The following is a 12285-nucleotide window of genomic DNA, read 5'->3' as shown; positions in this document are numbered from 1 at the left end:
AGCCATGAAATACCAATGGATAATCTTCTTTTGGCTCCTTCCTTTGCTTGCGTGGGGAGCGGATGGGTGGAGTGCGAGGGAGCGCGAATATATCGCCGCTCATCCCTCTATCACTCTGGGAGTGATTGATAATCACCCGCCCATGAGCTTTAAACATAAAGAGACTCAGGTGGGAATCCTTCCTGATATTGTCGCTCTTTTGGGTCGGTACACCCCTTTTAAGATTGAGGCGGCCTATCTTCCTATCGGCGAAGTGGTGGCCAAAAGCCAATCGGGCGAGATTGAGGGCTTTATCGGACAGCCGAGTACGGAACGCGAAAAGAGCCTTCGTTTCACCCACCCCCTCCACTCTTTCCCCTACGCGCTTTTTTCAAAGACCTCCCAAACCTGTACGAGCATGAGGGAGTTAAGGGGCAAAAGAATCGCTGTTTTGAAGGATTTTGCGGCGCATTCGATTCTTCAAGAAGCGCTCAAGGGAGAGGCAGAGACGATCGCCTATGGCAGTTTCATTGAGGCGATGGAGGGGATCATGCGCGATGAAGCGGATCTCTACCTTGACCATATGCAAGCGGGAGTCTATCAGCTCAAACAGTGGGGAGTCTCACAGGTTCAGCTTGCCTGCATTTTCAAAGAATCGCCCCAAACTTTCTCTATTGGGGTCAAAAAAGATCAAGAGATTCTTTTTTCAATTCTCAATAAAAGCGTGGCCAAGATTCCCACCTCTGAAATCGAGGGAATCTTTTTTCGCTGGGTCTATGAAGGGGTCGGGGGATTTGAGAAGCGTTTGGCGCTCACTCGAGCTGAGGAGGAGTTTGCCGAGCGTTTTCCTGAAATCACTGTTTTGGGCGATGGAAATCTGCCGCCCTACTCGTGGATGGATGGCGAGGGCAGGGCGAGAGGAATCCTCCCTGAGGTGCTAGAAGCGCTCAGTCAAAAAATGGGCGTGAAGCTCTCTCCTAAGCTGCTCCCCTACGCTAAACTCACCGAAGAGCTCTGCCTAAGCAAGGCCAAGGTGGCCACCTTGGTGGATGTTTTGGATTGTAAAGTCAAGCCTCAGGACTATCTGCACACTCTTCCCTACACACGCATTCCTCTCGCCTCTTTTGCCCTCAAAGAGAATCTCAAGCGCCTAGAGAGGGTTTTTGCCCTCAAGGGGCGCCGTATCGTCTTTCTTGAGGGGGTTCTTCCCTCTTCTTTACCCAGTATTCACGAGGATAACCATTTTCTTTTTGCCAAAGATTATCAAGAGGCGTTTAGCCTTCTTCTCTCCAAAGAGGCTGACCTTTTCGTGGACGCCTACTATCCCGTGCTGGCTCTATCGCAGCAGATGGGGCTTAGGGAGGTGGAGTTTTTCCGTCTTTTGCCAGAAAACTATCGAGGTGACTTCCTCGTCCACGAATCGCTATCGCCCCTCAAAGGAATGATTGATCGCGCCTTGCTAGAGATGGAGAGTTCGGGGGAGATGCAGGGGATTTTGACCCGACATATTGGGATATTGGAGACAGAAGAGCTGGATATTACGCCCCAAGAGCGGCAGTGGCTAGAAGAGCATCCCGTCATTAAAATCGGAGCGGAGAGGGATTTTCCTCCGTTTGAGTGGATCGATCCAGAGAGTGGAAAACACCTAGGCGTGGCACCTGAGATGCTGGCTAAAGTCCAAAAGCTTTTGGGGGTGAAGCTGGAGCTTGAATCGGGCAAAGATTGGCCAAGGCTCATGAAGGATTTGGAGGAGGGAAGATTGGATATGCTCTCCACCATCATAAGAACTCCTGCTCGAGAGAATCGATTCCTCTTTAGCGCCCCCTACCTTAGTTTCCCGCTAGTGATCGTGGGACATGATGAGCGTCGAGGATTCATCGAAAATCTCTCTGCGCTTAAGCGCTCTAAGGTGGGTGTAGTGAAGGGATACTACACTGAGGAGCTTTTGAGGCGTTCTGGCGTAGAGATAGAGGTGATGACCTATGCTAATGCCAAAGAGGGAATGAAGGCGCTCGTGGATAGGCGCATCGATTTTTTCTTGGAGAATCTTCCCACGATCAACTATATCATCGCCCAAGAGGGCTACTCAGGAGCCAAGCTTTTGGGGAGAATCGATCAGGATTTTAGCCTCACTTTTGGCTTTTACAAGGAGCATCCTGAGCTGGCTAGCCTGATTGATAAAGCGATTGCGGCGATTCCTGAGAAGGAGAAGCAAGAGATCTATAATCGCTGGTCAAAGTTTGATATCGCTCCTAAGACCAATTGGAAGATGATCGTTCAGATTTTAAGCATTGCGCTCTTGTTTGTCTTGTTTATGCTTTTTGTCAATCGAAATCTAAGTCGTGAGGTGCGTCGTCGCAGGGAGGTTGAGGCGGAGTTGCTGAAAGCCAAAGAGCTGGCCGAGAGCGCCAATAGGGCTAAGAGCGAATTTCTCTCTAATATGAGTCATGAGATTCGAACACCGCTCAACTCTATTCTTGGATTTGCTGAGATTCTCCAGCACTCCTCTTTGGGAATCAAAGAGCAGCGCTATGCAGAGAATATCCTCAAATCGGGCAAGGTGCTCATGGATATTATTAATGACATCTTGGATCTCTCTAGGGTGGAGGCGGGCAAGATGCTTATCCAAAAGCATCCCGTGGAGCTAGAAGCGCTTGTGAGAGAGGTGTATGGACTCTTTTTAATGAAGGCCAAGGAGAAGAATCTCGATCTCGATCTAGTGATTGATGAACGCTTGCCAAAGATTTTGGTGATTGATGGGACGAGGGTGCGACAGATTCTCTTTAATCTTGTGGGCAATGCGATCAAATTCACCCACAAGGGCTATGTCCGCATCTCTGTGGAGCGGGGAGAGAGGGAGAGCGAGGGAGGAATCGAGCTTGTTTTGCGTATCAAAGATAGCGGGATTGGAATCGCTCAAGCCGATTCAAATAAAATCTTTGAAGCGTTTGAGCAGCAGAGCGGACAAGACAACCGCCTCTATGGCGGAACAGGTCTAGGGCTTGCTATCTGCCAGCGCCTCGCTAGACTCATGGATGGCGAGATTTCGCTGGTGAGCCAAGAGGGCTTGGGAAGCGAATTCATCGTCTCTCTCCAAGGGGTGATCGCGGGCGTGGTGGATCAACCCTTGGAGCGCATCTCTCCCTCTTATCGCTTTGGGTCTGAGTGGGTGCTCGTGGTGGATGATGTGGAGGAGAATCTAGAGCTCACCTCCGCCCTATTGGAGGCATTTGGGCTCCAAGTCGCCACCGCTAAAGATGGAGAGGAGGCGGTGGAGATCGCACAAAATTTGGAACCAAAGCTGATTTTGATGGATTTGAGGATGCCCAAAATGGATGGCTTTGAGGCGACCAAGGAGATGCGAAAGCTCAAAGCGCTTCGCTCCACTCCTATAGTCGCCCTCACCGCTTCGCTGATCGAAAAGGGCAAGATGGAGGCGCATCAAGACCTCTTTGATGAGATTTGGCAAAAGCCACTCCCACTTCAAACGCTTCAAGCCCTGCTTTTGCGCTATTTCACGCCCGTAGAGACGCAAGAAGATTCCATGGAGGTTAAGCCAAGTCTGGCGGTTCTCGCTTCGCTCTCTAGCACGCATCAAACGTTTCTTCTTGAGCTCATTCGCTCCTATTTCACCAAAGGAAGCCTAGAAGAGGCTAAGGCTTTCGCAAGCTATCTTCATGCGCTTGCCAAAGAGGGAAATGACGCACTAGAGGGGCTCTCCAAAGAGATTTTGGAGTGGGTTGAGGGCTTTGAGATTGACACTTTAGAGAAGCGCTTCAGGGGGATGGAGCGATTCTTGGAAGGAGAAAAAGAGTGAAGCTTCTCATTGTGGATGATATTTTGGACAACATCAAGGTGGCGATGAATCACCTCAAGCCCCTGGGATGCGAATTCATCTACGCTACTAGTGGCAAGCAAGCCCTAGAGCGAGCCCTTATTCATCATCCCGATCTTATCCTTATGGATGTGATGATGCCTGAGATGGATGGCTATGAGACGGTGATACGCCTGAAGCAGAGCGCCGAGACCGCTTCGATTCCCGTCATCTACCTCACTGCCAAGATCGACCCAAAGGACATCGCTCGAGGGTTTGAGTGCGGTGGTGTGGACTATGTGACCAAGCCCTTTAGTGGAGCGGAACTGCTCGCTAGGGTGCGCACCCATTTAGAGCTTCGCCGATACCAAAACCACCTAGAGAGACTCGTGAGTGAGCGCACTCAAGAGGTGGAAAAGCTTAGAAATGCTGTCATTGAGGCGCTAGGAGGGATGGCGGAGTATCGAGACCCTGAGACGGGAGGGCACATCAAGCGCACGCAACACTATGTAAGAGAGCTGGCACAACGCCTCTATGAGAAGGGAAAATTTTTGATGATTCTAAATCCTGAATACATTCAGACACTCTTCCTCTCTGCGCCCTTGCATGATATTGGCAAGGTGGGAATCCGCGACCACATCCTCTTAAAGCCCGCCAGTCTGACGCCTGAAGAGTTTGAGGAGATGAAGCGCCACACCCTTATTGGGGAGCAGGCGATCGCCAAGCTCATCCACAATGCGGGCGAGTGTGAATTCCTCTCTTGCGCTCTAGAGATCGCGGGCTCTCACCATGAAAGATTTGATGGGAGCGGCTACCCTAGAGGGTTGGCGGGGGAGGCGATTCCTCTATCGGCTCGAATCATGGCGCTCGCGGATGTCTATGATGCGTTGGTGAACAAACGCGTCTATAAAGAGGCTTGGTCGCACGAGAGGGCGATGCAGGTGATGAGGGCGGGTCGCGGGAATCACTTTGACCCTCAGGTGTTTGACACCTTTTTGGAGCTGGAAGAGCGATTTATTGAGATATATGAAACCTTCCGCGACGATTAGTGCAGATAGAGAAGAATCTCAATGGCGATGAGAATGATAATGATCCACTCTAAATTGGCGGAGTGTTTGTGATTCTGCTCGTCAGCTAGCATGGTGAGAAGCTCTTCAATGACGCTTAGCTTCTGCCCCAAAACTTCGATTCGAGAGGGAATATCTAGATATTGGCGAATCTCCTGATAATAGGGCTCTAGGGTTGGGTATTCCCAGAAAAACTCTGGAGTATCCAGGAGCTCAAAGTGAAGGTGAATGTCGGCTTTGGCGAGAAAAAGCTTGCCGCGAAGCTTGGCAATCTCTCTGCGGCTTAAGAGAATCTTACCGCTTTGAGCGAGGCTTTCAGGCAGGTGGCGCGTCTCATCAATAGTGCTTTGGATGAGATTCTCAAAGCTGGCGAGTTTGGTGGATTGGATGATGCCATGCGAGAAGGCGAGTTTTTGCAAAGGAGTCTCTTCGCTTAGGCGAATCGTGTCGTTATGGATGCGACTTGAAGCCTCTGGCTCAAGGATATATTCAAAATCATCCACCACCACCTCGCTTAAGATTCCCACGCTAAAGGGGGCGATGGAATCAAGAAGCGCCTTTTGGGTCTCGTAGTCGCAATCCCAAAAGACCACCCCGCCATACTCAAAGAGAAAGACTAGGCCCTCTTTGAGCTCGATTTGGAGGCAGTCTCGAACGAGCATCACGCGATGGCGATTCTCCAGAAACTCTCTTAGGGCGTTGAAGTCGTATCGAGTGGCGTTGCAGTAGGCGCGTAGAGGTTTTTTCTCCATGGTTTGTCCTTTTTAGCGTTCATCCAGCCAGCGGATGATTTTGAACTCTCCCTCTAGAGTCTCCACCAAAGCGGTGCACGATTCCACCCAATCCCCACAATTCATGTAGGTGATTCCCTCAATGTCTCGAATCTCGGCTTTGTGGATGTGTCCACAAATGATACCATCAAACTTCTCTTCTCTTGCGTGCGCCACCAAAATCTTTTCAAAGTCGCTGATGTAGGCGACGGCTTGCTTGACATGGTCTTTGATGAATTGGCTAAAAGACCAGTATCGGCGGAATCCTAAGCGCTGGCGGAGGGTGTTGATGGGATCATTAAGACGCAGGAGGAACTGATAGCCATTATCCCCTAGGATCGCCAACCACTTTTTGGTCATGGTGATGGAATCATAGAGATCGCCATGGACGATTTTGTAGCGCTTTTTGTTTTTGGCTTTGTAGGTCGCTTCATCCACCACGCGGATATGATCTCCAAGCGCGAGAGGCAAAAAGGGACGGATGAATTCATCATGATTCCCTAAGATATAGGTGACCCTCACCCCTTTGCGTGCGGCTTTGAGTATCTTTTGAATCACATCCGAGTGGGGCTGTAGCCAGATCCATTTGCGCTTGAGCGACCAGCCATCGATAATATCACCGACAAGATAGAGCTCTTTGGTTTCAATCTCTTTGATGAATTCAAGCAATAAAGAGGCTTTGGAATCTTTGGTGCCGAGATGGGTGTCAGAGATGAAGACAGCTTTGAATTTCATGCAGAGGGGCTCTTTGGTGTTTTTGTAATAGTTCGCTTGCCATCCTACACTACAATGGTGAGCAAACCATTACAAAAAATAGTCCCAAGGAGAGCGCTTGTGAGAATCTTACTCTTCACCGACACCCTAGGCGATGCCAATGGGGTGAGTCGTTTTGTGACGGACATGGGGAGAGAGGCGCAAGAGAGCCAAGGGGAGCTTCATATCTTTGGCTCTACGCTCAAAAAGCGCTACGAGAGCGCCCTCTATATTCACAACGAGAAGCCTTTTTGGCGCTTTAGGATGCCCTTTTATCCTGAGCTGGATTTGGCGATTCCCCCTTTTTGGCGTTTTTGGTCGCTCGCTAAAGAGCTTAATCCTGACATCATCCATATCTCCACGCCAGGCTTTGTCGGGCTGTGCGGGAGAATCATCGCCAAGAGGCTAGGCAAACCCCTTTGTGGCACCTACCACACCGACTTTCCCGCCTATATCATGGAAAACACCCAAAGCTCTTTTTTAAAACGCCTCTCGATTCGGTGCTTGCGCTGGTTTTATGCCCCTTTTTCGCGTCTGCTTTTGCGCTCTATGACTCACTCTAGAGAGCTTTTTGAAGAGCTTAGGATAGAGCCTTCAAGGGTGGGGGTCATCCAAGCAGGAATCGATTTGACGCGCTTTGGCCCAAGATTTCGGGATCGCACGATCTGGAAAGAGTGGGGATTGTGCATGAATGCCCCCAAGGCGCTCTATGTCGGGAGGCTCAACAAGGAGAAGAATTTCCTCTTTTTGCTGGAGGCATGGAGGGAGCTCAAGGCGCACTATGCCAAGCCTTTAGAGCTTGTGGTGGTGGGCGAGGGAGAGTTTAGCGGAGCGTTGGCGGATGAAGATTTGGATATTCACTATCTTGGATTTAAAGGAGGGGAGGAGCTCTCCAAGATCTATGCCAGTAGCGACTTTTTTCTCTTTCCTTCACGCACGGACACTTTGGGGCAGGCGGTGATGGAGGCGTGTGCGAGTGGATTGCCCGCGGTGGTGAGCGATGAGGGAGGGCCCAAGGAGATCGTCTCTATGACCCAAAGCGGCTATATCTTGGACGCTAAGAATCACAAGGCGTGGAAAGAGGCGATTATCCATCTAGCCCAAGAGCCTTTGGTGCGAGAAGAGTGGGGGAAGAGGGGAGCGAGTGCGATGCTTAGCCTAGGAATTAGGAGAAGCTGGGAGAGTTTTTACAAGGAGCACCAAAAGGTGCCCTTGGTATAATCGCCCTAGTGATTCATCCTCATCCAAAGGTCATCCAAGCGTGCTTCTCTACTTTCATATCCCCTTTTGTGCGAGCAAGTGCGGCTACTGCGCTTTTGATTCTAGAAGCGCTCCTTCTAGCTGGCACGCTCCCTATATGCAAGCGCTCCTTGTGGCGCTTAAATCGGAGCTAGCAAAGCTAAAAGAGGAGAGGATTGAGAGCGTCTATTTTGGGGGTGGGACGCCCACTCTTTTGGATAGCCATCTTTTTGAGCCACTTTTTGAGCGATTCTCTCCCTATCTCTCCAAAGAGGCGGAGATCACCATCGAGGCCAATCCCCGCTCGCTCACCCCCTCTTGGGCAGAGAGGATGCACTCCTTTGGGGTGAATCGTGTAAGTCTGGGGGTGCAGAGCTTTGAGAGGAAGAAATTGGCATGGCTAGAGCGTGATCATGGCGAGGGAGAGATTGAGCGTGCCATGGAATCGCTCCTTAAGGCTAGAATCAAGCACATCAGCATTGATCTTATCTATGACACTCCGCTTGATTCGCCAACCCTCCTCTCCAAAGAGATCCAAAGAGCCTCCACTCTCCCTATCGATCACCTCTCGGCGTATAGTTTGACGCTGGAGGAGGGGAGTCGATTTTTCGCCAAAGGTCAAAAAGGCATGGAGGGAGAATCCTACGCCTCTTTGGTGCGAGAGAGACTAGGAGAAGATGGATTTGTGCAATATGAGGTGAGCAATTACGCCAGAGGCTATCGCTCATCCCACAACCTTGGCTATTGGATGGCAAAGGATTACATAGGGGTGGGCGCGGGCGCGGTAGGATGCCTAGGGGGAGTGCGCTACTATCCCGCCAAAGAGATAGAGCGTTACATCAAAGAGCCGCTTTGGCGAGAAGAAGAGCCATTAAGCCACGAGGATAAGAGGCTAGAGAGGCTCTTTTTGGGGCTCAGATCGGAGGTGGGGATCGCGCCCCATGAGGCGAATCGCTCTAAGCTTGAGCTGCTTTTATCAGGGGGTAAGGTGAGGGAGGAGCGGGGAAGAATCCTCGCCAATGATCTCTTTCTCGCCGATGAGATCGCCCTTTATCTATCTTAACAAAGGATTTGAATGTTCCCTAGACGATTCCATTCGCCCGTGTTTGCCCTTTTGATGTCTTTAATCATGTCGTTTTTTATGTCGGGAGTCATCACGATGCTCAATATTGGGCTGGTCTCGGACTTTTTCTATCGCTGGCTGGCTGTCGCTTTCCCCGGCGCTTTTATTGTGGCTTTTCCTATTGCACTTTTTGTTGTGCCTATCGTCAAAAGGCTTACAGAGAGGCTGATGAGGGATTAGAAAGTTGGGTCCATTTTTAGAATTGAACTTTGCTGGCAAAAACAATATATAATCTCCCTAGCGCACCATGAAAGAGAGGCTAGGGTTTGCACGGAAGGATTCTCTATTACAATGATATGACTGGCACGGGCACTATCGCCAATTTGCATCGCCGTGTCTTTGAATTCACCAAACAGAGCTGGCATGATAGGCGGAGTCTGCCTGAGCGGGAGATGTTTGTCGATTTTCGCCTAGATGAACACGGCAAGGTGACCGACTGTAAAGAATCGAGCTTCAAGCAGCTCAAAAAGAGCTACCCTATCAGCGAGAACGATTTTTGGGCGACGGCTGATGATCAAAAGCTAGAAGAGCGTTCAAATGAGGCGAAAGAGGCGCTGATTCTTCAAGGAATCCATACGCTGGATCCCGCCAAACCCCTCCCTCTCACTCTCCCGATGGATCGTTGTTTTGACCTCTTTTTCTCTGAGGAGCTGGAGATGCTCACGCGTTACGAGGAGCTCTTTGCCAACGAATCTTCTTACCGCTTTGTTGACTACGCCAAGCTCAAGCCCTTCTTGCAAAAGGCGAAAGCCCATCTCCTGAGTCTTGACCCCTCCATAGGGTATGAGCCTTTTTTGGAAGCAGAGCAGGATATTCGCAAGCTCGAAGCCCTCCTAGAGGGAATGGATTGGGTCTTTAGACTCGAATCAAGAGCGCTCTTTGAGGAGATGTTTTTAAAGCATCAGATCGTCTATCTTCAGGCCAAGCGCCGTTTTTCTCTAGAGCTAGAGCGAGTGAGCCAATTGGAGGCAAGAGCGAAAAAAATCCCCTTTGACTTGGAGACCCTAAAGAAGCGCGCCGCTTCGGTGAGCGACCCCAAGATGCGAATCTCTTATGAGGAGAAGATGGCTCACCTTGCCAAAGAGAGCGAGGCGTGCCAAAGGGAGCTAGCGCTCAGACAAAAGAGTGTGGAGCTTTTGGGTGTGCAGATGGAGCGCTTTGAAAAAGCCAACTTTGAAGAGCTGATGGAGGCGTATAACTTTGGGGAGCAGAAAGAGAAGGTGCGATTCTATCTGAGGCGCATTTTGGACTATCTAGGCTATGTGTTGGACTATACGATTTGGGAGCACGCATCGACTTCTAAAAATATCGCCTCCAGCTTTTACAATCAGGGAATCCAAGGGGGATTCAACGCCTTCTCTTTTCTGCGCTACTATCTCAAGCCTCTGGATAAGAGTCGCCTTAGCCTCCAAGACAAGGAGCTCTATCGCTATTTGTGCGAGTATGAGGCAAAAGAGACGATCAAATTTTTGGTGGTCTCAGAGGATGCGGAGTTTGCCATGATGCTCAAACGCCGCCTTTTGGGCGCGCAGAAGGATGTGCTTGTCTATGCCTTTTCTCGTGGAGTCGATTCGATGCCCTATATCAAAAGCGTCTCTGTGCATGCGGCATTTGTCGATATGGAGATTCGATCCATCAAGATAGAGGAGTGGTTGGAGTTTTTCGAGCAGCACACCCCAAGCCCTGATGCCAAGATCTTTTGCTGGGTGCTTGGCTTTGGCGATGCGAGAGAGGAATCACTCAAAACCCATCGTTGCCTGACGCTAAAGAAGAGTCTAGGGGAGGAGAAGTTGGCTAAGATGTTAGAGTGTCTGCTCCCCACTCTTAAAAAAGGGTAGGGTAGAGCAGGCGTTTGAGCTTGAAGCTTTGGCGATGAAAAGGGGAGTAGCCTAGGTGCAAGATCGCCTCTAGGTGCGCCTTGGTGCCATAGCCACAATGCTTGGCGAATCCATACTCAGGATGGAGCCGATCCAGTCGCTCCATCTCCCTGTCTTTGGAGGCTTTGGCCAAGATACTTGCCGCGGAGATACAAGGGAGCAGGGAATCGCCCCTAATGAGCGTTTCCACTCCTTGGACGCCAAATGAGGTGTTGCCATCCATGATATAAGAATCGGCACTCACTTGGGTGCATATCTCTAGAATCGACTCCCTAAGACAGATTCCAAGCCCTAGGGAATCGACCTTTTGGGCGCTTGATTCTACGATATGAAAAGAAGCGTTTTGGACGATTTCATCATAAAGTCTGAATCGATTCTTTTTGGAGAGTTTTTTAGAATCTCTAAGCCCCTCGATCTCTATCTCCAAAACCACTCCCGCCACAAAAAGACTTCCTGCGAGCGTGCCTCTTCCTGCCTCATCGATTCCACAGATTCTCACTCTTTCTCTCCAAGGGCAAACTCCCAAAAGGGGAGCACGGTGTAGGGAGTGCCGAGGCTCTCTCCTTCGTGATTAAGCCCCATGCTAATGATAAGAAATGATTCTAAAAATTCACGCTCTTCACGAATCTTAGCGAGCCTTGTTTCGACATTTTCAGGGGTGGCGAAGGGCACCACAAGCACGCCTAACTCATGACTTGGCAAGAGAAGATCGACCTTGTCGGTGTAGGCGATCTCTTCGGTTTGTTTGAGCAGCTCTAAAAAGACCATATTCTCAATCAGCGCTCCAAAATTTCTCTCATAGCTAAGCGCATTAGCGAGCGTGAAGTCCCAGAAAAAGAGCTTTTTGGGCGCGCTTTTTTGTTCAAATTTTTCGATGAGGTGAAGAATCCCTCGCGCCTGATAATCGAGAAAAACCGCATATATTCGGTCTTTGGATAGTTGGATTCGCTTTTTTAGGTGGGTGTAGAGCTGATGGGCGCTCACCTTGTGTCCCATGTGCGAAAGGAGTCCCTGAAGGATAAAAAATTCACTCTCATTGGCGCATAAAAGTCGCAAAATCTCCTGCTTGCGCTCACTCTTTTTAGAATCTTCGCAGAGTGAAATCTCAGGCAAAGAGCCATCTTTGAGAAAAGAGTTGAAGAGGTGGCGCACGCTCTGGTGGCGCCGATCAAAGCTCAAATACTCCTCAAAATCGAGCCCTCGCAAAGAGTATCGCGCATAGCCTCGCGCCTCGATTCTCTTTTCGCTCACTAGAAGAATCGATTCCGCATTGGGCAAGGGGAAACCAGGCGTGTAGTTGTCAATCGCCAAGGCTTGAATCTGATTTTTTTGGCAAAAAGGGGCGAGGTGCTGTGTGATGCTGGAGAGAGAAGATTCCACGCGCGGATCTTTGAGGTTGAGATAGAGGGAGCGCTCATGCTCTTTGAGATAGCTTTTAGCCAGCGAGCTTTTTCCCGACTTTGGTGGGCCGCACAGAATCGCTCTAGGGTCGTTTAGAGCGATCTTTCGTGGCATAAAAGAGGGACTGTTTTTCGACTTTTCCCAGAGTCGTTCTAAAATTTCCATGCAAAATAGTAGTCCTTTCCTTTTTAAAAGGAAATAAATTTCAATAAGAATCGCTCAAAATCCCCAAAAAACGCACTTTTTATATTGACGGAAGTTT

Annotated in this window: 10 protein-coding genes; 6 read left to right on the top strand and 4 right to left on the bottom strand. The window is 49.9% G+C overall.

Annotated elements, in window-relative coordinates:
- The first annotated feature begins 4 nt into the window (after positions 1–4).
- The gene (locus tag WS_RS08140; RefSeq protein ID WP_011139536.1) at positions 5–3796 is read left to right on the top strand and encodes a transporter substrate-binding domain-containing protein; all 3792 of its coding nucleotides are present in this window, start codon (positions 5–7) and stop codon (positions 3794–3796) included.
- Entirely contained in the window at positions 3793–4842 is a 1050-nt protein-coding gene (locus WS_RS08135; protein ID WP_011139535.1) for an HD domain-containing phosphohydrolase, read from the top strand. Before WS_RS08140 ends, WS_RS08135 begins: the two co-directional genes overlap by 4 nt.
- On the opposite strand, the gene WS_RS08130 is transcribed toward WS_RS08135, so the two are convergent.
- Positions 4839–5612, bottom strand: coding sequence for an RMD1 family protein (locus tag WS_RS08130; RefSeq protein WP_011139534.1), 774 nt, complete (start codon positions 5610–5612; stop codon positions 4839–4841). The genes WS_RS08135 and WS_RS08130 overlap by 4 nt on opposite strands.
- Positions 5613–5624: 12 nt before the next feature.
- Positions 5625–6365, bottom strand: a complete 741-nt coding sequence (locus WS_RS08125; protein ID WP_011139533.1) for a UDP-2,3-diacylglucosamine diphosphatase — start codon at positions 6363–6365, stop codon at positions 5625–5627.
- Between the two features lie 99 nt (positions 6366–6464).
- Between WS_RS08125 and WS_RS08120 the strand changes: the two genes are divergently transcribed.
- From WS_RS08120 to WS_RS08105, 4 genes are all read left to right on the top strand, one after another.
- Positions 6465–7604 carry a glycosyltransferase family 4 protein gene (locus WS_RS08120; RefSeq protein ID WP_011139532.1) on the top strand — a complete coding sequence of 380 codons (1140 nt, stop codon included), beginning with the start codon at positions 6465–6467 and terminating at the stop codon, positions 7602–7604.
- A gap of 40 nt (positions 7605–7644) precedes the next feature.
- Positions 7645–8685: a radical SAM family heme chaperone HemW gene (hemW, locus tag WS_RS08115; RefSeq protein WP_011139531.1), complete on the top strand. Its 1041-nt coding sequence runs from the start codon at positions 7645–7647 to the stop codon at positions 8683–8685.
- A gap of 12 nt (positions 8686–8697) precedes the next feature.
- Positions 8698–8925: a DUF2798 domain-containing protein gene (locus WS_RS08110; protein ID WP_041571875.1), complete on the top strand. Its 228-nt coding sequence runs from the start codon at positions 8698–8700 to the stop codon at positions 8923–8925.
- A gap of 86 nt (positions 8926–9011) precedes the next feature.
- On the top strand, positions 9012–10583 hold the full coding sequence (locus WS_RS08105; protein ID WP_011139529.1) for a hypothetical protein: 1572 nt from the start codon (positions 9012–9014) through the stop codon (positions 10581–10583).
- On the opposite strand, the gene WS_RS08100 is transcribed toward WS_RS08105, so the two are convergent.
- Together WS_RS08100 and WS_RS08095 are read right to left on the bottom strand one after the other, a co-directional pair.
- The gene (locus tag WS_RS08100; RefSeq protein WP_011139528.1) at positions 10570–11121 is read right to left on the bottom strand and encodes a ribonuclease HII; all 552 of its coding nucleotides are present in this window, start codon (positions 11119–11121) and stop codon (positions 10570–10572) included. The two genes, WS_RS08105 and WS_RS08100, sit on opposite strands and share 14 nt — an antisense overlap.
- Complete coding sequence (locus tag WS_RS08095; protein WP_011139527.1) at positions 11118–12188, bottom strand: ATP-binding protein; 1071 nt, start codon at positions 12186–12188, stop codon at positions 11118–11120. Before WS_RS08095 ends, WS_RS08100 begins: the two co-directional genes overlap by 4 nt.
- Between the last annotated feature and the right edge of the window lie 97 nt (positions 12189–12285).

The organism is Wolinella succinogenes DSM 1740 (assembly GCF_000196135.1).
In the GTDB taxonomy this organism is placed as follows: domain Bacteria; phylum Campylobacterota; class Campylobacteria; order Campylobacterales; family Helicobacteraceae; genus Wolinella; species Wolinella succinogenes.
Note: the sequence above shows the minus strand (reverse complement) of the source record. Positions and strands in the feature narration are given on the sequence as shown.